Genomic DNA, 24,985 nt, shown 5'->3' on the forward strand with positions numbered 1-24,985 from the left:
TGATGGGCTGCCTGCTGGCCAGTCCGGTCTTCGCCGAGACTGTCCTGACGCCGGCCCAGGTGCAGGCCGCCTACCGCAGTTCGGAAGCGCAGTTGCTGGACCGCAGCGGCGCACCGCTGCAATCCTTGCGCGTGGACATGAAAGTGCGGCGTCTGCCGTGGGTGCCGCTGGCCGACATCTCGCCTGCCGTGCAGCAGGCCGTGCTGCTGGCGGAAGACCAGCGCTTCATGCGCCATGGCGGCGTGGATGTGTCCGCGTTGGCCACGGCCGCCTGGGACAACCTGTTTTCCAAGAAAGCCCGGGGCGCGTCGACCATCACCATGCAGCTGGCGGGCCAGCTGGACGCGGACTTGCAGGCGTCGTCGGGAGGACGCAGCCTGCGCCAGAAATGGGACCAGATGCGCGCGGCGCAAGCCATCGAGGACAGCTGGAGCAAGGGGCAGATTTTCGAAGCGTATTTGAATCTCGTGTCGTTCCGCGGCGAGCTGCAAGGCATCGCCTCCGCCTCGTACAGCCTGTTCGGCAAGGCGCCGTCCGGCCTGAACCAGACGGACGCCATCATTCTGGCCAGCCTCGTGCGCGCGCCGAACGCGGCGCCGGCCATCGTGTCGCGCCGCGCCTGCGCGCTGGCGAAAGAGTGGCGCATGGACAGCAGTTGCCAGCTGATCGGCCAGCGCGTGCAGACGGCCCTGCAGCGCAATGCGTTGTATGCGGAACTGGCGCCGGCGCCGCAAGTGGCGCAGCAACTGCTGAAACAGCCGGGCGCGCAGGTCGCCAGCACGCTCGATGGTCCCCTGCAGCGCTTCGCGCAGGAAAACTTGCGCCAGCAATTGGGCTCCTTGCGCGAGCGCAATGTCAACGATGGCGCCATCATCGTGCTGGACAACCGCAGCGGCGAGATTCTCGCGTATGTCGGCAATGCGGGGGGCAGCCACGTCGATGGCGTGACGGCCCTGCGCCAGGCGGGATCGACATTAAAACCGTTCTTGTATGAACTGGCTATCGAGCGCCGGCTGATGACGGCCGCGTCCGTCATGGACGACTCGCCGCTCGACGTCGCCACGGCGTCCGGCATGTATGCGCCGCAAAACTACGACCGCAATTTCAAGGGTTACGTCAGCGCCCGCACCAGCCTGGCCAGTTCCCTCAACATTCCCGCCGTGCGCACGGTGCTGCTGACGGGACAGGATGGCTTTTACAACCGTCTCAAGGAAGTGGGCCTGTCCAGCCTGACGGAACCGGCCGAATACTACGGCCCGTCGCTGGCGCTGGGCTCGTCCGAAGTGACCTTGCTGGAACTGGCCAACGCCTATCGCGCGCTGGCCAATGGCGGGCTGTACAGCATTGCCAGCCTGCAGCCGGGACAGGCTGGCAAGGATAAACGCCGCGTGATGGAGCCGGGCGCCGCCTTCATCGTGGGCGACATCCTGGCCGACCGCGCCGCGCGCAGCATGACGTTTGGCTTGCGCAATGAGCTGGGGACGAATTTCTGGAGCGCCGTCAAGACGGGCACGAGCAAGGACATGCGCGACAACTGGTGCATGGGCTATTCGGCGCGCTACACGGTGGGCGTGTGGGTGGGCAACTTTGACGGCAAGCCCATGTGGGACGTGTCGGGCGTGACGGGCGCCGCGCCCGTGTGGCGCGACGTGATGGATTACCTGCACAAGAACGTTCCCAGCCATGCCCCGAAAGCGCCGCCAGGCGTACTGCAGCAGATGGTGGCGTACCAGCCCGCGCTGGAATCGCCGCGCCGCGAATGGTTTATTGCCGGCACGGAAAGCCCCGTCATCGCCGTGCTGGGCGACACGGTGAAGCCGCCCGCCATCGTGTATCCGGCCGAGGACAGCATCCTCGCCATCGACCCCGACATCCCGCCCGCCCTGCAGCGCGTGTTCTTCCAGGCGCAAGGCAGCCACGGCTTGCGCTGGGTGCTCGACGGCAAGGACCTGGGCGGCGCGGCGGAAAGCATCAGCTGGCGCCCCGTGCCGGGCAAGCACGCGCTGGCCCTCGTCGATGATGCTGGAAAAACTGTGGCCAAGGTGGCGTTCCAGGTGCGGGGGAATGCGCTGGCGCAGCTTGCCGCACACGATAAATAATCAGTTCGATGGATAATTCGCCGGGTCGATGGCCGGCGTGACGTAGTGCCGCAATACATCGCCGCCGTGCGGATGTTTTTGCGTGCGGCGTTTTTCTTCCGACGGCGGGCTGACCAGGACGATGGTCGCTTCCTCGTTGTTGCGCAAGTTCACCACGGCGCTGACCCCGCCATCGCGGTAGCTGCCCATCACGCCGATGGCCATCTGCACGAACAGGGTGGCCGCGCCCGTATTGCCCAGGCGCTGGTCGGTATCGATCCATTGCGCCGTGTTGCCGCTGTCGAGTTCCGTGCCGCCATCTTCCGCATGTTTCAGCACGGTCTTGTGCAATGCAAGCAGCTGCGCCTGATTGCCGCCGGTGGCAGCGATCAGGCGCGTCGGCGCGGCGGGACGCTCGGTTTCCGGCAAGCTGCGCAAGGCTTCTTGCCAGCCTGCCTGCAACGCTTGCTCGCGCTGGTCGCGTCGCGTGAGCGGCTTGCCGTGTTCATCCTTCATCCTGACAAACGTGGGCCTGTGGATGAAGCCGAAGGTGGGCAGGCGGTCCAGCTGCGCCAGCTGCTCCTTGTTGAACGGCAGGGGAAACCAGGGCGTGGGTTGCCAGTCTTTTGGTGGGTGATACGTTTTGTGCTCGAGTCTGTCGACCATGCTGAAAGTGCCGGTGTCACGGATGTCGGGGCGCTGCGCGAATTGCGCGGCCACGGGGAGCCATTCGGCGATGCTGGGCTGGCGCCGGGTGATGGCTGTCGGATCGGTTTCCAGGTGTGCCTGCGGCACTGTTCCCATCAACTCATAGTACGCCAGATACAGCCGCCGGGCTACACCGTAGGTATTCAAATCATCGACGCTGTCTTCTGGCGGGGCGTCCTCGTAAGCGAACTTTCGCACGGCGTCGATGCGTTCACGACGCGCCAGCACGAAGAGGGCGGAGGCGTCGGGCATTTCGGGGATGTAGTAGCCGTCTTTGAGCAATTCGGGAGTGTTGGGACTGCGATTGATATCGCGCGATTCCATGCCATCATGCGAATTCAAGATGATGTATGGTACGTCAGGATGGGCGTCAAAAAATGCGAAAACATTTTCTAGAATATGCTCTGGGTGTTCTTCGAAGCGTCGTGGTCCCGCCACAAATAGGTGCCAGTGCATGCCGGAAGAGGCGGTGCTGCCTGCCAGACCCATAATGGGCGAGTGTGGTGTATCTTGCAGCGCAGGATCTGCAATGGGGCCTTCGGCGTTAAATATGGGTACGGCAAAATACATTGGCGTATTCAGCGCGCCATTTTCGAGTGAGTCGCCTGCACGCCCCCCACTGGTGCCTGCTTTGTCCAGGCTGCTCCATGGATATTTCTTCTTATCTTGTTCGCGGATGCTGGTATAAGCGTTTCCAGTTTGTAGGGCTTCCCAAAGCTTGCCCTGGCGATACCTGTCCAAGGTGACGCCGAGGCCGATGACTTCCAGTACATACTCGCGTTTCTCTTGCTCGGTGGGTGTCGCCAGTTGCACTTGTGGTTTTGCGACGGCCACAGGCTTGGACGAATGCAGCCAGCGAGAACCGAGCAATGTGGCAGCTACAACGGGTGGGATGAGCAATAGCCATTGCAGGTACCACCATATTTTGCTGCTCATTGTGGGCTCCAATAAGAAAGGTGATGGATTGATCAGCAAAGACCCAAGCACTGTCAGGACGATGAGGGCTGCACCGAGTGGATATCGCAACCGTGGAAATTTGCTTTTCATTTTGGGATATCGTCGCTTGGCTTGTGGACGACTGGCGTGATGACCGATTCGGTGCGCCTGCCGTTGACTATTTCACATACAACGGTGGAAGGCAGGCCCGCATGTAAGGCAGGAATGCAAGCGGGAAGCTCCCCTGAACTGTAATAGCGCGCATTACCTACGATGATCGCTTTACGTGCCGCCGGTTCGACAGACAAGTAGACTGCGAAATTTTTTGCAAAGGTATCCCATTTCAATATGGATGGGCGCGGTATTTTGTCATCTGTTTTCAACCGCCAATCCGCCACCGCACACAAATACTGGTAAAACTTCGGATCGCTGCTCGCCTTGCCCCCGCCGATGGCCACGTCATACGCCGTCACGTTGCGATGATTCTCTGCGTTGCCGATGATGGCCCCGTGGAAGGATTTGGGGCTGACCTCGTTCTGCCAGCGCTTGCGAGCCTCGTTCGGGGTTTCTTCGCGGTTCACAAGCAGCTTGTCGCCGCCACCCGGATGGCGCGAGACGCGGTCGATTTTGCATTGGTCGCCCGCTTCCTTGCCCAGGTTCAAGGCCTTTTCCACCTGATCGCGCTCGCCAGCGCCGAACATGCCGGCGCCGTATTCGGGGATGCGGTGCTTTAGCGGCCGCGGGTCGGCGATGATTTCCTGTTTGCGCATCCGCAAACCTTTCTTGCTGGTCACTGCGATGGCCGCGTCGATCGGATCGACTTCCTCGCACGGTCCCTGCTGGCTGCGCGGCAGCTTGGCCTGGTCGGAATCCTTGGGGAATTGCGCCGGGCGGATCTCGCCGCCGTCCAGCACGGCTTTCATGGGCACGCGCAGCGCTTCGCCATTGATCGTGCGCAAGCCTTCGCGGCGACTCGCTTCCGTGGAAAAGATATTCCATTTGCCGGGTTTGACGGGCGGCCATGGCACCTCGTCATGGTTGCCACGGTGGCCCCGGTTGGCGCCGGCTACGTGGGCATGGTCGTCCTCGCCTTCCAGCCTCAGTGCGAAGTCGTGCGGCGGCTGGCCCACCAGCACAGGCCCATTGTTTTTGCCAGCGGCGTCAAGGCGTTGCTTGTTGGTAAAGACGCGCTGGTAAAATCCCTTACCCAGTTCCGCCAGCGGCTGTCGGTGCTGGGATTCCTTGTCCCAGTAGGTGGGGCCATCACCCCAGATGCTTTTGTCCGTCTTGCCCTTGGTTTTGGACAGGCCATGACCGTCGATGTGGTCGGGTATGCCCTGCCAGCCGATGCCTTGCATATTATCCAGTGCCACCGTCATGTCTTCAGGACAAAAGTACAGGTAGACCTTGCCCCGGTTGTCGCGGTCCGCTTCCGCGCGCCATGCCGCGCCCGCCATGCCATGGCAGACGGTGTGATCCTGGATGTGCGCAAAGGCGGGTGTGGCGTGCTTTTTTGCCACTACGCCCTGGACGATCTGCGCCAGGGTTTGCAGGCGCGCATGCAGGGTCTGGCGGTTGTCGATGGCGTCGTACTGGCTTTCCATTGCCGCATCCCTGCCGCCGCCAAAGATGCGGCTCGATTCCGCCGCGCCGAAAAACATGGTCGTGTCTTCCACCAGGCTGTAGGGCGGATGCGTGAGGATCAGGGTGTCGGCAGGCCGCTTGCCTTCGTCGAGCAGAAAGGCTTGGGCCAGCAGCGAGATCAGGCATCCCTGGCTGTGCGCGACGATGGAGACCACATCGTTGCTGTCGTAATCGCGGATCATGGCGATGAGGGCCGCCAGGCGCTTGGCGGCCAGCACCATGTACATGCGCCCCGGCGCCGTCTTCAAAGGGCGCACGGGGTCGCCGCCCACATCGTAGGGTGAAAACAGTCCCTTGTTCCACATGTCGGGCAGGGTGTTGGTGGCGTTGCCGAACGGGCCGCCATTCTTCGACATGTCCTTGTCCAGGCGGTTGCCGTAGCGGTCCGTGTTCTGTCCGTTGACCACTTTGCAGGCGTTGCCTTGTTCGCGAAAGCCCCAGTAAAAGGGGATCACGGGGCTGTACGTCGCGTCATCAGGCTGGCGCTTGAAAAAGATGGCGTCCGGATCGGCTATGGTTTCATGCTTGTCGGACTCCTGCGGCAGGCGGTAGGCGGCCGGGGTGAACACATGGCCGCCTCCGTACATGCGCGCATCAAGGCCTTGGCACAGCCCTTTTTCCACGGCACTGAAACTGGTGCCGACGTCGTTCACGCCATGGATGACGATGACGTTGCCGGGCAGTTCAGGCCGGATGCGCACGATGGCGTCGTTGAGGCGGCCGCAATGGAGCAGGGCGGTACTCTTGCCGCTGGTGTAGGGAAGTTTGGGATACGCCATCGCCGCTCCATGCTGACCAGACAGTTCAGTGTAGAGGAGTGGGACGGCAGATTAATTGCGTTTACGCAAGCATTGCGGAGAGAAGGCCGTCTTATGGCGCGCTGATAATGTTCGTCAGCGCAATCCGATACGCGGGCTGCACCTCGCCATTCTTGTCCAGCTTGTCCGTCATGATCACGCCGAAACCCTGCGCTTACCATACGTATTCGCCGCTTTTTCCTTTGCTTTTTCCGCCCACGTCGCGCAGTTCGAACTTGCAGGCGTCGGGGAAGCGGCGGCCGCCCAGCTCCAGGCGTTCCCAGCCGAGGAAGGTGATGGAGAAGTTGCGCTCGTCCGTGCGCGTGGAGGTGGTGATCTTGTCGGACTGGCCCGCCAGCGGGTAGTGGGTGCTCGTTTGCGTGTCCGAAAATTGCACGCGCACTTCCTGGCCGGGGCGCATGTTGGCGGGGATGGCGGACTGCGGCGTGTAGACGTTCTTGCTGCGCACGGTGCCGTCTTCATTGTAGTGGACGTTGCCCGTCAGGAATACCTGGCCATCGCGGATGTCCTGGTAGGACGTGGCCAGCAGCACGCCGCCGTTGAGGATCAGCTGCGTGCCCTTCTGTTTCTTGCCTTCAAAGTTTTCCTCGACATTGACTTGCGCATCGCCATTGTTCTTGCTGAACTTGATGCCCGTCGTCAATTCCATGCACTCGCCCACCGTGGGCGCCGCCCGTACGCTCGCGGCCGCCAAAACGCCTGCTGCCATCATCCCGAACCATGCTGCTTTCATTGTCTTCCTGGCTATCTTGTAAAGGCGCGATGATAGCGTGCCTGGAAGCAAGGTGGCGCAGTGCTGAACTTATTTGGTGGGGGCGACGGGGATGCTGGGGACCGCTGGCGTCGACGCTGGCGGCTCGGTAGGCGCGCCGCTGTGTGGCTTGTTCCCGTGATTGGCCGTCGGTTTTCCGCGCCGAGTGCGTTTGTCCGTGCGGGTCTTGGCGGGCTTGGCGTCGTGGACCAGCTTGCCTTTGTTGTCGAGCTTGTCGGAGGCATCCGATTGCTGGCCCGGATCGTTGGCATTGTTGGTGTGGTTGCCCGTCTGGTTGACGTTCGTCGTCGACTGGGCTTGCACCCAGGCGCCGCCGATGGTCATCAGGATGGCTGCCAGCAAGAGAGCGGGAGTTTTCATGGTGCGTGTCCTGTGTCAAAGTTGGGAGTTGCTGTCGAGGCTAGATTGTCACATGCGTGTCGCCGTTTCCAAGTAGGAATATGCCGCATGCGCGTGTGAGCATATTGCCAGTGTTTAAGCCTGTTGACCCGCACGCAAGCGCAGGCGCCGCGCGCTCAAGCCATCGCGCACGCACCATGCCAGCGAGATGGCACCCATGGCGGCCAGCCACTGGCCAGCTGCGCTGGGCGGCAGGGCTTGCATGGCGGTCGGCAGGGCAAGCCAGCCGGGCAGCGCTTGCAACAGCAAGGTGGCGATCACGCCCAGGTTAATGAACAGCAGGACGTGCAAGATGCGTTCTGGCACGGGCAAGCGGCGCGTGTCGCCTTCGACCACGGTGTCGCGCAGCGAGACCAGTATCTCCGCCAGCAGCAATGCCACGGGCCACCAGGCCAGCCAGCCATGCCAGCTGAACAGGCCCAGCGAGGGAAACAGCAGGCCGAAGATGGCTTCGCGCGCGCTGTGCAGGCGCTGCTCGGCGGCCGCGCCCGGACGCGACGGCAGCCGCACGAGCAGCTCGTGGTTGAGGATGACGTCGGCCCCGCCCAGCAGGCCGTGCAACAGCAGCGCGACCTGCAGCGCCGTCATGGCCGTCCCGTGCCGCGTTGGCGGCGCTTAGCGGCCGGGCTGGCGCGGCGGCACCACGCCCGTGTTGCCCGTGGTGCCGGAATTGCCGCTGTTGCCGCTGTTGCCGGTGTTGCCCGACGTGCCAGAGGTGCCGCTATTGCCGGAAGTCCCCGACGTGCCTGTGCCGCCCGTGTTGCCGTTCATGTTCTGCGTGCCGCTGCGCGCGGCGTTGCCTGCGGACTGGCCGGCGCTGCCCGGGGCGCCGCCGCCCGAGTTGCTGCCGCTGGTCGATTGTCCCGTGTCGTGGCTGCGCGATTTGTCCGATTTCTTGTGCTGTTTCTTGCCATGTTTGCGCGTCGTCGTCGTGTCGTCTTGCGATGTATTTTGCTGGGCGGACGTACCGGTGTTGCCAGTGCTGCCCGTGGTATTGCCGGTGCCCGTCGATTGCGCCTGTGCCAGGGCGCTTGCACTACCGAACAGCAGGATGGCCAGCATCAATGCGGATGGTTTCATGGGAACTCCTTCTCGTGGCAGGAAATGGAGTCACGATTCTGGCACGCGCGGGCAGGGCGGCAAGTAGGAGCGCGCCGCCTGCTGCTGTGGGGGCATGGCTGGTCGCGGCGCAGGCGTCAGCGGAACTGCTCGGTTGAAATGTCGAAACGCTTGAGCTTGTCGTACAGGGTTTTCTTTGGAATATTCAAGCTGGCGGCCGCGTCGACGACGTTGCCATTGTGGCGGCGCAAGGCTTCCTCGATGATGGAAATTTCGAACGTGTCCACCTGCTCGGCCAGCGACGCTTCGCGGCAGCCGGCCGGGCTCAGCGTGTCGTCGAGCAGACCCAGCACGAAGCGGTCGGCCACGTTGTGCAGCTCGCGCACATTGCCGGCCCAGCGCTGCGCCATCAGGGACGCGACCAGTTCGCCGCTGACGAGGGCGGCCGGCTGGCCATAGCGCAGCGCCGCCTGCAGCACGAAGAACTCGAACAGCAGCGGGATATCCTCGCGCCGGTTGCGCAGGGCGGGCAGGGTCAGGCTGGCCACGTTCAGGCGGTAATACAGGTCGGGCCGGAACTTGCCCTGTTCGGCCAGCACATTCAAATCTTCCTTGGCGGCGGCGATCACGCGGAAATTGACGGAAATGAGTTTGTTCGAACCGAGCCGTTCCACCTGCCGCTCCTGCAGCACGCGCAGCAGTTTCACTTGCAGGGCCAGCGGCATGCTTTCGATTTCATCGAGGAACAGGGTGCCGCCGTTCGCGTACTCGATCTTGCCGATGCGCTGGCGCTGCGCGCCCGTAAACGCGCCTTCCTCGTGGCCGAACAGTTCCGATTCGAAGATCGACTCGGGCAGGGCGCCGCAGTTGATGGCCACGAAAGGATGGTCGCGCCGCTCGCTGAAGTCGTGCAGGCAGCGGGCGATCAGTTCCTTGCCCGTCCCCGTTTCGCCGAGGATGATGATGTCGGCCGATTTCGGCGCCAGGTTCAGCACCAGCTGGCGCACCTTGGCCATGGCCGCGCTGCGACCGACGATGCGCGCCTCGATGCCGACGCGCTGCTCGAGCTGGCGGCGCAAGTTCATGTTTTCCAGCACCAGGTGGCGCTTGTCGAGTGCGCGGCGGCACACTTCCACCAGCAAGTCGGCGGAAAACGGTTTTTCGATGAAATCGTAGGCGCCACGGCGCATGGCGCCCACGGCCATCGACACGTCGCCGTGGCCCGTGACGAGGATGACGGGCAGGCTGGCATCCTGCGCCACGGCGATATCGAGCAGTTTCAAGCCATCCATGCCCGGCAGCTTGATGTCGCTCAATAAAATGCCCGCAAATTCGGGCACCAGATAGGGCAGCGCTTCCTCGGCCGTGGCGACGGCCGTCACTTGCAAGCCCGCCAGTTCCAGCGATTGCCGGGCGCCCTTGCGCACGACGGCGTCGTCTTCCACCAGCAGCACTTGCATGCCTTCAAAATTATTCTCGTGCATCAGATGTTTCCTTGTCTCTCTCCCCCGGGTCGCAGCTCAGGGTGATGGTAAATTGCGCACCGCCCCCTTCCTGCGCGCTGCGGTTGCGCACGGCCAGGGCGCTGCCGGCTGCGCGCAGTATGCCAGCGCTGATCGACAAACCCAAGCCCAGCCCGTGTTCCTTGGTGGTGTAGAAGGGGTCGAAAATCTTGTCGAGCGAGGCCAGCGGGATGCCGGGGCCATTATCGGTGATATGCAGCACGGCAAGGTCGTTTTCGCGGCGCACCTGGAACCAGATTTGCACGGGCTCGCTTTCCGGCACGGCATCCATGGCGTTCGTGATCAGGTTGGTAAACACCTGTTCCAGGCCGATGGCGTTGCACAGCACGATGATGTCATCCTCCAGCCAGCTTTCATGCAGGGTCAAACGCTGCGAGTTCTTGCGCGTGCGGATTTGCAGCATGGTTTGCGCGAACGCCTGGCGCACGCTGACGGGCTTGCGGGCATCGTCGCTGCGCCGGGCAAAGCCTTTCAGTTGCGACGTCACATAGCCGAGACGCTTGACGAGGTCGGATATGGTCGACAGGTTGTCGAGCGCGTCGTCGATCTGACCGCGCGCCAGGAACACCTTGGCATTGTCGGAAAACGTTTGCAGGGCGGCCAGCGGCTGGTTCAGCTCGTGCGTGACGCCGGCCGCCATCTGGCCGATGGCCGCCAGCTTGCCGCTTTGCACCAGTTCGGCCTGCGCATAGCGCAAGGTTTGCTCGGCCCGCTCGCGTTCCGTCACCTCGGCCTGCAGGCGGCCATTCGCATGGACGAGGTCGGCCGTGCGCTGCTCGACCTTGATTTCCAGCTGTTCATACGCGCGCGCCAGGGTTTGTTGCGCATTGAGCTTGTCGGCGATGCGGCGCCGGCGCTGGCGCGCATACATCAGGGCCAGCAGCAGCGAGGCCCAGCCCAGCGCGGCGGCGATGGCCGCGTTGCGCGCCGCCTCACTCACCTGGTCGAGCTCGGCCAGCACGGTGATCTGCCATTGCAACGGGCCCAAGGCGCGGTTCACTGCCAGATAGTCGGCGCTGCCGGACAGGGCGGGGGTGTCGCCAGCCTGCGGACGTTCCAGTGTCATCACGCTGGCGCCGTCGGCGAACTGGCGGCTGACGCGGTGCGGCAGGATGGGGAGATTTTCCTGCAGGAACTGGCGCTGTTCGCTGATGTCCTTCTTGGCGTCCGCCGACAGCGGGGCGAGCGTCTTGAACTTGAAGGCGGGTGTGGTGGCCAGGATGATCACGCCATTCGCATCCTTGACCCAGATCTGTTCGCCCGCGCCGGGCGTGCGCCACGATTGCTCGATCCAGTCCAGGTTGACCTTGGCGGCGACGATGCCGATGATGCGCCCGTCGCGCTGCACGGGCTGCGAAATGAAATAGCCGGCCTCGAAGGTGGAAAAACCGATGCCGTAGAAGCGGCCGATGCCGCCCGCGATGGCGTTCTTGAAATACGGACGGAAGCCGTAGTTGACGCCCACGTACGAGCTGCGGTCTTGCCAGTTGCTCGACGCCAGGGTCGTGCCCTTGTCGTCGAGCACGTAGACGGCAAAGGCGCCCGCGCGGCGGTTCATGTCGACCAGGTAGGCGTTGATCTGCGTGACCTTGTCGGCGCTGGGCTGTTCCAGCAATTGCGCCACCGCATCGCTCTGGGCCACGGCCAGGGGCAGGAATTCGTACTTGTTGAGTGCGCCGCCGATGGACGCCGCATACAGTTCCGCGCGCGAATCGAGGGTGCGGTGCAATTCATCGAGCTGGCGCTGCCGCACCCAGGCATACGACGCCCACGCCAGCACGACCAGCGACCCCACGGCCAGCAGGGGGGCGAGTAGCTGTCTCAGGGGCCATTTGCCGGCTGCCATGGTGCTCCGTGTGTCGGGTGAAATACGACGGTATTGTAAGGCTGAAACCCGCAAGTCGAAGACTGGGGTCGGACCTTAAGGTCCGACCCCGGCACTTGCTTTCGGGTTAGCTTGCACGACGATTAATCAGCGGTACTTGCCATCGTCTCCGCATTGTGATGACGCTGCTGCTCTTCCATCACCATCTCGCCCAGCATGCGCTTCAAGCGGTTGAACTCGGGGTCGCTCGGGTCGCGCGGGCGGGGCAGGTCGATGGCCACGTCGCGCTTGATGGTGCCGGGACGGTAGGTCATGACGATAGTGCGGTCGGCCAGGTAGATCGATTCCTCGATCGAGTGCGTGACGAACACGATGGTGGTGCCGAAGACTTTCCAGATTTTCAGCAATTCATCTTGCAGGTTGCGTCGCGTCAAGGCGTCCAGCGCGCCGAACGGTTCATCCATCAGCATGATGGGCGAATCGAGAGCCAGCACGCGGGCGATGGCCACGCGCTGGCGCATGCCGCCCGACAAGTCTTTCGGGTAGCGGGCACGGAATTCCGTCAAGCCCAGCATGCTCAGCAGCATGTCGACCCGTTCGCGGATCTCGGCCGGCGTCTTGCCGGCGATTTCCAGGCCGAAAGCGATATTGGCTTCGATGCTCATCCACGGGAACAGCGCGTATTCCTGGAACACCATGCCGCGGTCGGGACCGGGTTCTGTGATCAGCTTGCCGCCGGCCAAGATCTGGCCCGACGTCGGCTGCGAGAAGCCGGCGATGGCGTTCAACAGGGTCGACTTGCCGCAGCCGGACGGTCCCAGCAGGCAGATGAACTCGCCGCTGGCGATTTCCAGGTTGATGTCCTTCAGGGCGATGACGTCCGCGCCGCCCGTGGTGAAGATTTTATTGACTGCATTGATATTGATCGTGGTCATGGCCGTTCCTCTCAGTGTTCCAGGCCGCGGTGCCACTGCAGCAAATGATTATTCAGGGCATTCATGGCGATATCGATGGCCAGGCCGAACAGGCCGATGGTGAACATGCCGGCGATAATCTTGTCGGACCAGAAGTACTCGCGCGCTTCCAGGATGCGGAAGCCGAGGCCGCTGTTGACGGCGATCATTTCCGCCACGATCACGACGATGAAGGCCGTGCCCATGCCGATGCGCGCGCCGGCCAAAATATACGGCGTGGCGGCCGGCAGGATGACGCGGCGGAACATCGTCATCTGGCTAGCGCCCAGGTTGCGCGCGGCGCGGATATAGATGCCGTCGACCTGGCGCACGCCGGCGATGGTATTCATCAGCACGGGGAAGAAGGAACCGATGCTGATCAGGAAGAACGCAGGTGGATTGCCCAGGCCGAACCACAAGATCGCCAGCGGAATGTAGGCGATGGGCGGAATCGGGCGCAGCACCTGCACCAGCGGGTCGAACAGTTTGTAGATGGTCTTGTTGGTGCCCATCAGCAAACCCAGCGGCAAGGCCAGGCCGGCGCCGATGGCAAAGCCGCCCAGCACGCGCGACAGGCTGGCCCAGGCGTCGTGCGGCAATTCGCCCGAGAACATCCACACCAGGTAATTGCCCGCTTCGGGCGTGTACGCTTGCAGCGGCATCAGGTATTCATACCACTTCACCACCACGGCCACGGGCGAGGGCAGGATTTGCGGATTGATCCAGCCGAAGGTCGACATGGCTTGCCACAGCAACAGCACGGCGACGGGCACGGCGGCACCGTGCGCGAAGCGTTTCATCATTTGCATATTCATCGTGAGACTTTCAGATTGGCGTGATTAGCGTGGAGCGTAGGATTTCTTGGCTTTTTCCAGCAGGTCCAGCTTGACCCAATCCTTGGCGACAGGCGGCTTGGCCATGCGGCCCACGCCGAATTTCATCATGTAGTCGGTGGTCAGCTGCACGTGGCTTTGCGTGATGTCTTCCGTGAAGATGGCATTGTCGATGGCGTCGCGGTAATCATCGCTCGTGATCTGGTTCTTGAACATCGATTCGCGCACGTATTTTTCCGCCAGTTTCGGGTCGGCCAGGAAGGCGCGGGTGGCGGCGACGAAGCAATCCATGAAGCGCTGGGCCACGGCCGGCTTTTCCTTGTACATCTTTTCCGTCATCACGAGCGCGCGCACGGGCTCGCCCAGCGGGGTGTCGTAAGGCTTGAGGATGGCCGAACCGTATTTCTTGTGGATGGCTTGCGTGGAGTACGGCTCGGACTGGCTCATGGCGTCGATATCCTTGGTCAGCAGTGCCTGGTTCAGGTCCGGGTAGCCCATGTACAGGATCTGCACGTCCTTGCCCGGCTTGTCGGACCAGGTCAGGTTCGCCTTCGACAATTCGGCAAACAGCAGGATTTCCTGCGGGCCACCGCGCGTGACGCCGACTTTCTTGCCTTTCAGGTCGGCGATGCCCTTGATGTTCAAGTCCGGGCGGCCGACGATCTGCACGCCGCCCTTGGCGAAGCCGCCCACCAGGTAGACGGGCAAGCCCGTGGCGCGGCCCGTGATGGCCGCTTCCAGCGCGCTGGCCGACACGTCGATTTCGCCGGCGATCATGGCCGGCACGATGTCGAGGCCCTTGGCGAAGATGCGCTCTTCGATTTTCAGGTCGTATTTCGGCGCGATTTCCTTCATGTAGGCGACGGCGCCGTAATGGGCGAATTTCAGGTTGCCCAGACGTACGGTATCGGCCGCATGCACGGCCAGCGGGAATTGCGCGGCCAGCGCGACGGCGATGGCCAGTGCCTTGGTGTTCAGGAAGGACGAGATGCGGAAGGTGCGTGCCATGCTGTTGTCTCCAAAAGGTAGATGGTTTTTATATATGGGTCAGGCTGCCGCTCTGACGGCGGTATGAAAATATAAAAGCATCTTCCGTGCCAGTGGAGCGCATTTTGGCGTTTATTGCAAGTGATTGTTTATAAAGGTTTAATTTGAATCTGTTGAAAATGGGAAATGGTGGAATTCCGACTTTCCGCACGGCGAGTGGAATGGCTGTGCGGATTGCCGCATTTTGGAGGGGTCTGGTTCGATATCGGCTTGCGGGCTTACATGCCGTTGAACCTTCATGGCATGGCCGACTCCAATCGTAAAAAAACGCGTTGCAAACAGGCTGGCAACGCGTAACTCCCCCGTGGAGTAGGGGCGGCGCCGCGCGGGCGCTTGATGGATAGCTCTGTCTGCCGCGCTTACTTCGGCGTCGTGGCGGGCGGCAGGGCGGGTGCGGTGGCCGGGTCCGTCAGCGGCGCGGGCGGCGTCGTGCTGCCAGGACCCGCTTCCGGCGTGGCTGGCGCGACGGGAGGCGGCATCACTTGTGGCGCGGAACTGGGATTGGGTGCCGTTTCCGGCAGCGGTGCTTCGGCCGGTTTTTTGCAGGCGGACAAGGTGATCAGGGCGGCGGCGGCCAGCAGACTAGGCATGTTCATGATGGTTCCTTTGCAAAGTATCAAGATTGGCGCGATGCGGGCGGCGGGCGCCGCCCAAGAGGCTTGAATTTATTGCAAGAGTGCCCACGCTTCTGTTCGCTATTTCACTTTGTGTGCAAATGCGAGTACGGAGTTTGGAGATGTCATTTTTGAATGCCACGAGAGAAATAATTCAGTAGGGCAATATTTTTCACTTTCTTGCTTCTAATGTTCGTTAACGCACAGACCGCAGCCGCCGACACAGGCATTCTGTGCCCAGACGCTCAGGATTCGTGGCGTTCTGGTATAAAAATTGCCAAGAACTTAACAATCCGGGCTACCGGCAATCGTTTAAAAGGAGTATTCAAATGCATGCAATGACTCAGTCTCACGTGAAGAGCGAATTAAAGGCAGCGCACCAGGAACTTCGTAGCCCCGAAAAAGGCTCGCAAATGGTCGAACGCGCAGCACCCATCCCCCCGGAACGCATGAATCCCATTTCCATGGCACCGATCGAGCGCGTGCGTTCGACGTCGGCCACCCTGCGCCGCATCGAGAACATGCAAAAGCTGATCGGCGAATTGTCGCTGCACGAGATGCTGGCCGATGAAATCGCCTGGTTCCTCAAGTTTTCGCCATCGGGCGCCCGCAAATACATCCGCGACCTGCGCGAGGCGGGCGTGATCGAACTGGCACGCTACATCGAAGGTACCGCCACCTACCTGGGCAAGGCAGTGTACCAGCTGACCCCTGACCCTGAGCGCGTGCGCGCCTTCCTGGCCGCCATCGTCCAGCCGAAACGCGAAGGCGCGCCACCGCGCAAGGACCGCCCAGGCCTGCGCGAGCAAAGCATGGCAGGCAGCGGCCGTCACTTCCACATCCTGGCCGATGACACGCATTACGCCATCCGCGTCAACCGCGGTCCCGTGACGCGCGATCCGCTGGTGGCAGCCTTGTTCGGTGCGCCGCAGCAAAAGTCGGCCGAGTAATAGCTGACGGTTTTGTCAGGCGTTGTGACGTTGTAATGAAAGCCGGGTTGCAACCCGGCTTTTGGCGTTGGGGCAGGCCATTTTACGTCGTCTGATTGAAAAGACTGCAAGCATCCCCATGTGGGCTGGACTGCTGCCCGCAACGCGCGGGTTCACTTGAAGGAGCTTGTCCTTGTCTGCCTACGCCGTGTTCTTTTGCCCCATCGCCGCCATAGTCCTGACGCGGGCCGCCGCATGAATCCGCTGCTGTGGATCGCCCTCGTCACGGCCGCCATCGTCTTTTCGCTGTGGTTTCCCCGCTGGCGCCTGAAGCGGGCCCTGTCCAGGCCCTTGCCGGCTGAAGGCCTGGCCGTGCTGGAAAAGAATATTCCCGTCTATCCCCGCATGCCGGCGCCGCTGCAGGAACAATTGCGCCGCCTCGTCGTGCAATTCCTGTATCAGAAGAAATTCGTCGGTTGCGGCGGCCTGGAGATCACGGACGAGATGCGCTATACCATCGCCGGCCAGGCTTGTTTGCTGCTGCTGAACCGCCAGACCCAGGTGTATCCGGAACTCGACACCATCCTCGTGTATCCCACGGAATTCATCGTCACGCGCGATGAAGTGGGGCCGGGCGGCGTGGTCACGCCATCGGCCAATGGTTTGTTGGGCGAATCCTGGGGCGATGGCAGAGTGGTGCTGGCCTGGGACCACGTGCAGCGCGGGGCGGCCGACTGGACCGATGGCCACAATGTCGTGCTGCATGAATTTGCCCACCAGCTCGACAGCGAATCGGGCGCCGCGAATGGCGCACCGTATTTGCCCAGCGTGTCGAGCTACCGCAGCTGGGCCACCGTGCTGTCGCGCGACTTCGACAACCTGCGCCATGACGCCATCTACCAGCAGCACAGCGTGATGGACCATTACGGCGCCACGAATCCCGCCGAATTCTTTGCCGTGGCCACGGAAACCTTCTTTGAAAAACCGTACCAGATGGCCGAGCACCACGAGGAACTGTACGCGCAATTCTTGCAGTACTACAAGGTCGATCCGCGCGACTGGATGGCGCCGCCCTTGGAGCCCGAGCACATGGCCTCGCCGTTTCCCAACTACGCGCCGCACTGGTAGGCGTTCAGCCCAGCAGCCGCCGTTTCAGCGCGGGATAGCTGCTGCGCGACACGGGTATGCCCGTGCTCGTTTGCGTGTCGAGCGCGTATTTGCCGCCCGCCGCGATCTGCAGCCTTTTGAAACCCAGGCTGTTGACGATGTAGGAGCGGTGCACGCGCAGGAAGTGGGGCGGCAGCAGGGCCATGAGCTTGTCGATGGCCAGGTCGTGAAAACACTGTTCGCCGCTGCGCAGCACGATGTTGCTGTAGTGGCCATCGGCTTGTACGTGGTCGATGTCGGCCATGGCGATCCATTCCAGCGCCCCGCGTTTCTTGACGGCCAGCGAGGCCGCTTGCGTATGCCGTCCCGTATAGCGTTGCAGCGCCTTGTGCAGCCGTTCGCGGCTGAAAGGCTTGGCAACGAAGTCGAGCACGCCGAACTCGAAGGCCGTGATCGAGCGTTCCGCGTGGGCCGAGACGATGATGGTCTGCAACGGGGCTGTCTGGGCCAGGCGCAGCAAGTCATAGCCGTCCGCGCCATGCAGGTTCAAGTCCAGCAGCAGCAAGTCGACCTGTCCCTGGGCCAGCGCGGCCAGCGCTTGCGGGACATTGTCATGCAGCACGAGATTGCCGAGGCGCGCGCCGAAATGCGCGCGCACCTCGCGTTCGAGGCCTTGCGCGATCAGCGGTTCATCTTCCAGTATCAACACCTTCATGGCGCCGCCGGCAAGGTAAAGGTGAGGCGCCAGCCTGGTTGCCGTGGCGCGCTGTCATAGCGGGCGCTGTCGCCAAACACGGCGTGCAGGCTGGCGCGGATGTACTGTTCGCCCACGCCGCCGCCCGCGTGCGGTCGCGTCTCGCCTTCAGGCAGGAGCAGGGTGAGCACCTGCGTTTGCGTATGGTGTGCGATGCGCAGGATAAAGACCGCGCCGTGGCGGTAGCGGTTGTGGCTGAACGCATTTTCCAGCGCCGTCAGCAACATGGCGGGCGGCACGGTGATGCCTGCCGCTTCGCCATCGAGCTGCAGGCTGCACGGTTGCTGCAGCCGCGTGCCCATGATACTCAGGTAATTCTGGCACAGGGCCAGTTCCTGCGTCAGTGCAATGCTGGGCTGCTGGGCGAACTCGTTGAGCATGCGCAACTCGGCGCCCAGCGCTTCGATGAAGGTTTCGGCCGCCTGCGGCGATTGCGCATTGAGTTCGCCGATCAGGCTCAGGGAATTCATCAGGAAATGCGGTTGCATGCTTTTGCGCAAGAGCTGGTTTTCCAGCTGCCGGGCACGCGCCGCCTTGCCGCGTTCGCGCAGCAGCTGGGCCAGCAATTGCGCGCACAGGGGCAGCAGCAAGAAACACACGACGAGGGCGAAGCCGCCTTCGGCAAACTGGCTGCCCGTCAGCAGGAACAGGGCGCAAGACGCCAGCGCGATCAAGGCGCCGCCGCGGCTGCCCGGCAGGCGGCGCCACAGGGCGCCCAGGTTGAGCGCCAGGCTCGCTGCCAGGCCCGTCAAAAACATCGACCAGCAGCGCGAGTCGAAATGCGCGGGCAGCGCGCCGGCCAGCGCGATGCCCGCCAGCAGCAAGGCCGCCGCCAGCGGCCAGCGCGGCAGCCGGTATGCCGTATAAAAATACAGGGGCAGCAAGGCGGAAAACAGCCAGGTCAGGGCGCTGACGGCGTACAGGCGCGGCAAGTGCAAGGGATAGGCATAGCCGGCAACGCTGCGCCAGAGTTCCACCACCAGCAGCAGCGCCGCCACCAGGCACAGCGCGGCAAACATGGCCCAGTGCCGCTGCCGCTGGTACAGCGTCGTCAAGGAAAAGAAAAGCAGGGCGGCGGCGCCCAGAGCCCCGGCCAGCAGCAGCGGCGGCAGCCGGTACCAGGCCAGCGCTGCGCGGTAGTCTTGCCGGTCGACCAGGTACAGCGCATAGAATGGCGACGCCAGGCGGGCCGGCGCCTGCTGCGTCGACAGCAGCAGGCGCAGATGGTGCGTGCCCATGGACAACTGCCGTGGCGTCAGGTGGATGGCGAAATCGATGTCGCCCGCGCGCTCCCCGCTGGCCTGGCGGGCCGGCTGGCCATTGCTGCCGATCAATATGCCGTCCAGCCAGAATTCGCTGGCGGCCAGCGCCGACAGCACCAGCAGCTGCGTCGACGAGGGCGTGGCGGCCACGGTGATGTCGCGCTCGGCGCACAGCAGCTGGCCAGGCTTGAGCAGCTGGCGCAGCGAAGCGGCGGGCGTGGCAGCACTGACGCCGCAGGCGCGCCAGCCTTCGGCCAGCGATAGCCTGTCCATGCCCATGGCGAAAGAGGGCAAGGCCAGGCAGCACAGCAGCAGGTAGCGGAAGCAGGAGGGCATGGCGGGCATTGTAGCTGCTCATTTGCCAACCCTTTGCAACATTTTCACCCACTTCGGTGCCGTTCGTGCTGGCCACGTGCAGTTCGTGCACGGCCCGCCAACAATGTGTAAAAGACACTTACCATGCCTCAGCGCCGTGCTGTGGACACGGCCCTCACCATGGACTCATGACTATGCAAAGCAAGACTTGTTTCGCCGGCGCGCTGGCGCTGTTTTGCGGCGTGGCGCAGGCCGCTTCCGCTCCCGCTTCTGTTCCCGCTCCTGCGCTGGCCGCGCGCCTGGCCGACTTCGACGGCTGGGTGGCCCAGCGCATGGACACGGCACGCATCCCGGGCGTCACCGTCGGTTTCAGCCAGGGCGACGTGGAGTGGGTCAAAGGCTATGGCTATGCGGACCTGGAAAACCGCGTGCCGGCCACGGCCCGGTCCAGCTACCGGCTCGCGTCCGTCACCAAGCCCATGACGGCGGTGGCCATCTTGCAACTGGTCGAACAGGGCAAGATCGACCTGGACGCACCCGTGCAAACCTATGTGCCCTACTTCCCCGTCAAGCCGTTTCCCGTGACCGTGCGCCAGTTGCTGGGCCATCTGGGCGGCATCGACGCCTACCGCGACAGCAAGGCGGAAAAGCACTTCAAGGAACACAAGGATACGCGCCAGTCCATCGCCGTCTTCGAACAGTTCGACCTGATCGCCGAACCGGGCACGCGCTTCCGCTACACGAGCTATGGCTACAACCTGCTGGGTGCCGTCATCGAGAGTGCCTCGGGCGAAAGCTATGGCGGCTACATGCGGCGCCACGTGTGGGGGCCGCTGGGCATGGACACCATCGTGATGGATGACCCGGACGCCGTGATCGCCCATCGCGCGCGCGGCTACCGCCTGGACGGCAAGGAGTGGAAGAATGCGGAATTCGTCGACATCAGCAGCCGCTTTTCCGCCGGCGGCACGCGCGCCAGCGTGCCTGACATGCTGGCGTTTGGCAGGGGCGTGCATGAAGGCAAGATCCTGTCGGCGGCCAGCGTGGCCGCGATGGTGCAGCCGATGGTCACGCGCGCCGGCCGCTTGACGGACTATGGCATGGGCTGGGAAGTCGTCCCGACGGGCGGGCGCTACGCCATCGCCCACAGCGGCCAGCAGCCGGAAACCGTCACCTATCTGTACAGTTTTCCATCGCGCAAGCTGACCCTTGCCGTCGCCGCCAACCTCGAGCGCGTCAATCCCGAAGTCTTCGTACAGCGCCTGTTCGAGGTGGTCACGGGCGAACCGTGGCAGCTGAACACGTATATCGCCGATGCGGGCGCGCAGCGCGCGTACCAAGTGGCGCAAGGCCTGTTCGAGGAGGGCAGGGCGTACGCCGAGCGCACGGATCAGCCGTATGCCGATGCGGCCGCCACGCGCGAAGCCTTTACGCAAATCAACCGGCAAGCGCTGGCGCCGGAGGCCAAGGCGGCGCGCGCCTTCATCGACGCGGCCCGCCATCCCGCAGGCGGCCGCGTGTTTCTCACGGCCGGCGCCAGCATGGCCAGGCAGTTGCGCGAGGCAGGCGTCGACCTGACTCAATACGCGCGCGGTGGCGCGCTGGCGTTTGCACGCGACTATATCCTGTTGTCGCAAGGAGCACAGGCAGGTACCCTGCCCCGTTTTGAGGCTTCCTTCGAGCAAGCCATCGTGACCCTGGCTGGCAGCTGGGACCGCACGGCCGCCATCGCCTGGCCGGCCGCGCCGGTATCCATCGCCGCACGCGATAGCCAGTTGCGCACGGCCTTCCGCGGCCAGCGCGCCTATCCCGATTTCGTGCCCGAGCTGCAGGAGCTGGCGCAAGCGTCGGCCGCGCGCGGCGAGATGGAGGCGGCGCTGGCGGCCGGCCGCCTGGCCGTGGAACTGTATCCGCTCAGCGACCGCGCGCATGCGCTGCAAGGCTTGACTTTGCTGCATGCCGGCAAGCCGGAAGCGGCCCTCGCGGCCCTGCGCCTGGCGCTGGAGCGCGATCCGCTGGGTGCGGCCAGTCCGGCGGCGCTGAACCTGGAAGCTTACCGTTTGAAAGGCAGCGGTGCCGTGGCGCAAGGCATGGCCGTGCTGCAAGCGGCCGTCAGCCTGCATCCGCGCAACGCGAATCTGCAGGACAGTCTGGCCGAATTTTATGTGGAGCAAGACTTGCGCCCGCAGGCCATCGAAGCCTACCGCCAGGCGCTGCAGCTCGACCCCGGCTATCCGGGTGCCGTGGGCGCCAAAGCGGCGATCATCCGTCTTAGATGAATTCTTTATAAGCAAGGGTGAAAAGATTCCTTTTTGGAAATAAGAGCGCCGCGGTCTAATGGCGGCATTCGTTATCCACCAGAGGAATCCCATGCAGACCCGTCTTCACTTCGCCGCGCTTCTTTTCACCACCATTGCCTTCACCCAGGTGGCGCAAGCGGACCAGCTGGCCAGCATCAAGGCAAAGGGCGAGCTGGTCTGCGGCACCCTGGGCACGGACGAGCCCAACAGTTTCATCGACGCCAGGTCGCGCCAGCTGGTCGGCTATGAAGTGGACTTGTGCCGCGCCATCGCCCAGGGCCTTGGCGTCAAGCCGGTGATCAAGCAACTGGCCGTGGCCGCCCGCATTCCCGAATTGCAGCAGGGCCGCATCGACATCCTGACGGCGTCCCTGACGCACAACAAGGAACGCGAAGCGCTCGTCGATTTTTCCCTGTCCACGTTCTACACGGGCCAGCGCGTGCTGGTCAAAAAAAGCAGCAATATCACGACGGTCGCTGGCCTGGCTGGCAAGAAAGTGCTGACCGTCAAGGGCGGCACGCAGGAGCCGAATATCCGCAAGGCCGTGCCCGGCGTGGACGTGGTGACGTTCGAGACGGCGGGCCAGGCTTACCTGGGCTTGCAGCAGGGAAAAGGCGTCGGCTATGTCGACGATGAAGTTTCCTTGCTCAACAACTACGCCAAGCTGGGCGCCGCGCAAAAGGATTACATTGTGCTGCCGCAAAACATCAGCCAGGAAGTGTTTGCCTTCGGCATACGCAAGGGCGAGACGGGCGTGAAAACAGCCGTCGATAAGGTGCTGCGGGAACTGGAAAAGTCGGGCGAGGCAGAAAAACTGTTCTTCAAATGGTATGGCCCGACGAGCAATGTGAAATTCCAGAAACGCACATTTAGGATTGAATCGGACCAGATCGACGCCTGAATCTTGCCGCCTCTTCCGCATGTTTGATCTGAACTTTTTACTGGCCGGAGACTATGGCGACTGGTTGCTGTCCGGCCTGCTGCTCTCTCTGCAACTGATGGGCGTCACCTTGCTGCTGGCTTTGCCGCTGGCGTGCGGCGTGGCCATGCTGCGCCTGGCGCCGTCGCGCCTGCTCAACGGGCTGGGTGCCGCGTATGTCGAGCTGATCCGTAACGTGCCCTTGCTGGCCCACTTCCTGTTCTGGTATTTCGGCGCGCCCGAATTGCTGCCCGACACGTGGAAGGAGCGCTTGTATGCCGGCAATATCGAAGCTGCCAGCGCCATCGCGGCCCTGACCTTGTACACGGCCGCCTACATGGCGGAAGACATCCGCAGCGGCATCCGCGCTATTCCTGTCCAGCAATTCGAGGCGGGCCGGGCGCTGGGGTTCAGCTTTCTCGCCACCATGCGTTTGTGCATCGTGCCGCAGGCGCTGCGCCTGGCCGCGCCGCCGCTGCTGTCGCAAACCCTGAACCTGTGGCAAAACACCAGCATCGCCACCGTCATCGGCGTGGCCGAACTGATGTACCAGACCCAGCGCGTGGAGGCGGCTTCGTTCCGCAGCGTCGATGCGTTCATTTTCGCCAGCGCGGCGTATCTGGCCGTTTCCCTGCTCATCGCGGGCCTGGCGGCCTGGCTGCAAAAGAAGGTGTCCTGATGCTGGAACTGATACACGATTACTGGCTGTATTTCCTCGTCGGACGCTATCCCGAGGGACCGCTGGGCGGCCTCGCGCTGACGGTGCTGCTGGCCAGCCTGGCACTGGTGCTCAGCTTGCCGTTCGGCTTGCTGCTGGGGCTGGCGCGCTTGAGTCCCTGGCGGCTGCTGCGCTGGCCCGTCGCCGCGCTGATCCACGTGGTACGGGGCATCCCCTTGCTGCTCGTCATCTTCTGGGCCTATTTTTTCCTGCCCAGCATCACGGGCCATGAAGGCGGGCAGTTCGGCACCATGCTGGCCGCCCTCGTCATTTTCGACGGCATTTATCTGGCGGAGATCGTGCGCGCCGGCGTGCAAGCCGTGCCGCGCGGACAGGTGGAAGCGGCCCGTTCGCTGGGCTTGAACTATCTGGACAGCATGCGCCAGGTCGTGCTGCCGCAGGCGCTGCGCCACATGCTGCCTTCGCTGGTGAACCAGTTCGTCTCGACGATCAAGGAAACCTCGCTGGGAACCATCATCGGCCTGACTGAAGTGTCGTTCATCGCTACGCAAGTCAATGGCCTGGTGCTGACGAAACCCGTGCAAGTGTATTTCCTGCTGGGCATGACGTATTTTGTTTTATGTTTCAGCCTGTCGCGCGCCGCCTTCTGGCTCGAGCGGCGCCAGGCGCGTCTCTTGAAAGCGGCGGCATGATCAACTTTGACAACGTCAACAAATACTATGGCGATTATCACGCCTTGAATGGCATCAACGAGCATGTGGCCAAGGGCGAGGTGCTGGTCGTGTGCGGGCCGTCCGGCTCCGGCAAGTCGACCCTGATCCGCACCATCAACCGGCTCGAACCTATCGCTTCGGGTCGCATCACGGTGGCGGGCCAGGACATTTACGCGCCGGGGCTGGACGTGAATGCCTTCCGCTCGCACATCGGTTTTGTATTCCAGCAATTCAACCTGTTCCCGCATTTGTCCGTGCTGGACAATTGCGCGCTGGCGCCGCAGCGCTTGCGCGGCCTGACCCGGCGCGAGGCCGAGGAGCGGGCGCTGGCCCTGCTGGAACGGGTGGGGCTGGCGCACAAGGCGCGGGCCATGCCGGCGGCCCTGTCGGGCGGGCAGCAGCAGCGCGTGGCCATCGCCCGCGCGCTGGCCATGCAGCCGCCGCTGATGCTGTTCGACGAACCGACGAGTGCGCTGGACCCGGAAATGGTGGGCGAGGTGCTGCAAGTGATGCGCGACCTGGCGCGGGGCGGCATGACGATGGTGTGCGTGACGCATGAAATGGGCTTTGCGCGCGAAGTGGCGGACCGCGTCTGGTTCATGGACCACGGACAAGTACTGGAACGGGCCACGCCCGATGAATTTTTTACGCGGCCGCAACATGCGCGCGCACAGCAATTCCTGTCCGATATCCGCAGTCCCTTCGGCGCGGCCGCATGATTGGGCGGCTGTGTGCGCAAGCGAACGGTATTTCGCTGGCGGCAAGCGCACGCTAGCCAGGCAAGCGGCGCGCGTTGCG

Annotated in this window: 22 protein-coding genes; 8 read left to right on the forward strand and 14 right to left on the reverse strand. The window is 63.2% G+C overall.

Going from position 1 to position 24,985, the window contains the following annotated elements; all coding sequences use genetic code 11:
• The first annotated feature begins 2 nt into the window (after positions 1-2).
• Positions 3-2,099, forward strand: a complete 2,097-nt coding sequence (gene pbpC / locus CLU90_RS27240; RefSeq protein WP_100429295.1) for a penicillin-binding protein 1C — start codon at positions 3-5, stop codon at positions 2,097-2,099.
• Here pbpC and CLU90_RS27245 read toward each other — a convergent pair whose 3' ends face one another.
• The 12 genes from CLU90_RS27245 to CLU90_RS27300 form a co-directional block, all read right to left on the reverse strand.
• Positions 2,100-3,722 carry a type VI lipase adapter Tla3 domain-containing protein gene (locus CLU90_RS27245; protein ID WP_157808909.1) on the reverse strand — a complete coding sequence of 541 codons (1,623 nt, stop codon included), beginning with the start codon at positions 3,720-3,722 and terminating at the stop codon, positions 2,100-2,102.
• Between the two features lie 107 nt (positions 3,723-3,829).
• Positions 3,830-6,145: a T6SS effector phospholipase Tle3 domain-containing protein gene (locus CLU90_RS27250; RefSeq protein ID WP_092718624.1), complete on the reverse strand. Its 2,316-nt coding sequence runs from the start codon at positions 6,143-6,145 to the stop codon at positions 3,830-3,832.
• Positions 6,146-6,338: 193 nt separating this feature from the next.
• Entirely contained in the window at positions 6,339-6,917 is a 579-nt protein-coding gene (locus CLU90_RS27255; protein ID WP_139178486.1) for a hypothetical protein, read from the reverse strand.
• A gap of 69 nt (positions 6,918-6,986) precedes the next feature.
• Positions 6,987-7,316: a hypothetical protein gene (locus CLU90_RS27260; RefSeq protein ID WP_139178488.1), complete on the reverse strand. Its 330-nt coding sequence runs from the start codon at positions 7,314-7,316 to the stop codon at positions 6,987-6,989.
• 114 nt (positions 7,317-7,430) lie between these two features.
• Positions 7,431-7,943, reverse strand: coding sequence for a hypothetical protein (locus CLU90_RS27265; protein ID WP_092718632.1), 513 nt, complete (start codon positions 7,941-7,943; stop codon positions 7,431-7,433).
• Positions 7,944-7,970: 27 nt separating this feature from the next.
• Positions 7,971-8,435, reverse strand: a complete 465-nt coding sequence (locus CLU90_RS27270) for a hypothetical protein (RefSeq protein ID WP_139178490.1) — start codon at positions 8,433-8,435, stop codon at positions 7,971-7,973.
• A gap of 116 nt (positions 8,436-8,551) precedes the next feature.
• The gene (locus CLU90_RS27275) at positions 8,552-9,898 is read right to left on the reverse strand and encodes a sigma-54-dependent transcriptional regulator (protein WP_092718638.1); all 1,347 of its coding nucleotides are present in this window, start codon (positions 9,896-9,898) and stop codon (positions 8,552-8,554) included.
• Complete coding sequence (locus CLU90_RS27280; RefSeq protein ID WP_092718641.1) at positions 9,885-11,783, reverse strand: sensor histidine kinase; 1,899 nt, start codon at positions 11,781-11,783, stop codon at positions 9,885-9,887. The genes CLU90_RS27275 and CLU90_RS27280 overlap by 14 nt, the downstream gene beginning before the upstream one ends.
• Positions 11,784-11,905: 122 nt before the next feature.
• A complete protein-coding gene (locus CLU90_RS27285) occupies positions 11,906-12,697 on the reverse strand; it encodes an ABC transporter ATP-binding protein (RefSeq protein ID WP_092718644.1) in 792 nt (263 codons plus the stop codon).
• An 11-nt stretch (positions 12,698-12,708) separates the two neighbouring features.
• Entirely contained in the window at positions 12,709-13,518 is an 810-nt protein-coding gene (locus CLU90_RS27290; protein ID WP_442906724.1) for an ABC transporter permease, read from the reverse strand.
• A gap of 36 nt (positions 13,519-13,554) precedes the next feature.
• A complete protein-coding gene (locus tag CLU90_RS27295; RefSeq protein ID WP_092718649.1) occupies positions 13,555-14,556 on the reverse strand; it encodes an ABC transporter substrate-binding protein in 1,002 nt (333 codons plus the stop codon).
• A 398-nt stretch (positions 14,557-14,954) separates the two neighbouring features.
• On the reverse strand, positions 14,955-15,191 hold the full coding sequence (locus CLU90_RS27300; RefSeq protein WP_092718652.1) for a hypothetical protein: 237 nt from the start codon (positions 15,189-15,191) through the stop codon (positions 14,955-14,957).
• Between the two features lie 467 nt (positions 15,192-15,658).
• Here CLU90_RS27300 and CLU90_RS27305 point away from each other — a divergent pair, with 467 nt between their 5' ends.
• On the forward strand, positions 15,659-16,159 hold the full coding sequence (locus tag CLU90_RS27305) for a winged helix-turn-helix domain-containing protein (RefSeq protein WP_223278908.1): 501 nt from the start codon (positions 15,659-15,661) through the stop codon (positions 16,157-16,159).
• Between the two features lie 234 nt (positions 16,160-16,393).
• Positions 16,394-17,266: a zinc-dependent peptidase gene (locus CLU90_RS27310; RefSeq protein WP_092718654.1), complete on the forward strand. Its 873-nt coding sequence runs from the start codon at positions 16,394-16,396 to the stop codon at positions 17,264-17,266.
• Between the two features lie 4 nt (positions 17,267-17,270).
• Here CLU90_RS27310 and CLU90_RS27315 read toward each other — a convergent pair whose 3' ends face one another.
• Together CLU90_RS27315 and CLU90_RS27320 are read right to left on the reverse strand one after the other, a co-directional pair.
• Complete coding sequence (locus CLU90_RS27315; protein WP_092718657.1) at positions 17,271-17,960, reverse strand: LytR/AlgR family response regulator transcription factor; 690 nt, start codon at positions 17,958-17,960, stop codon at positions 17,271-17,273.
• Positions 17,957-19,606 (reverse strand): histidine kinase, encoded by a 1,650-nt coding sequence (locus CLU90_RS27320; RefSeq protein ID WP_092718660.1) that lies wholly within the window; start codon positions 19,604-19,606, stop codon positions 17,957-17,959. The genes CLU90_RS27315 and CLU90_RS27320 overlap by 4 nt, the downstream gene beginning before the upstream one ends.
• Positions 19,607-19,770: 164 nt before the next feature.
• On the opposite strand from CLU90_RS27320, the gene CLU90_RS27325 reads away from it, so the two are divergent.
• The 5 genes from CLU90_RS27325 (at position 19,771) to CLU90_RS27345 (ending at position 24,906) form a co-directional block, all read left to right on the forward strand.
• Complete coding sequence (locus CLU90_RS27325; RefSeq protein ID WP_157808910.1) at positions 19,771-21,855, forward strand: serine hydrolase domain-containing protein; 2,085 nt, start codon at positions 19,771-19,773, stop codon at positions 21,853-21,855.
• A gap of 91 nt (positions 21,856-21,946) precedes the next feature.
• On the forward strand, positions 21,947-22,777 hold the full coding sequence (locus CLU90_RS27330) for a transporter substrate-binding domain-containing protein (RefSeq protein WP_092718666.1): 831 nt from the start codon (positions 21,947-21,949) through the stop codon (positions 22,775-22,777).
• 19 nt (positions 22,778-22,796) lie between these two features.
• A complete protein-coding gene (locus CLU90_RS27335; RefSeq protein WP_092718669.1) occupies positions 22,797-23,474 on the forward strand; it encodes an amino acid ABC transporter permease in 678 nt (225 codons plus the stop codon).
• Positions 23,474-24,166, forward strand: coding sequence for an amino acid ABC transporter permease (locus CLU90_RS27340; RefSeq protein ID WP_092718672.1), 693 nt, complete (start codon positions 23,474-23,476; stop codon positions 24,164-24,166). Before CLU90_RS27335 ends, CLU90_RS27340 begins: the two co-directional genes overlap by 1 nt.
• Positions 24,163-24,906, forward strand: a complete 744-nt coding sequence (locus CLU90_RS27345) for an amino acid ABC transporter ATP-binding protein (RefSeq protein WP_092718675.1) — start codon at positions 24,163-24,165, stop codon at positions 24,904-24,906. Before CLU90_RS27340 ends, CLU90_RS27345 begins: the two co-directional genes overlap by 4 nt.
• The last annotated feature ends 79 nt before the right edge of the window (positions 24,907-24,985 follow it).

The sequence above is a fragment of the Janthinobacterium sp. 67 genome (assembly GCF_002797895.1).
In the GTDB taxonomy this organism is placed as follows: domain Bacteria; phylum Pseudomonadota; class Gammaproteobacteria; order Burkholderiales; family Burkholderiaceae_D; genus Janthinobacterium.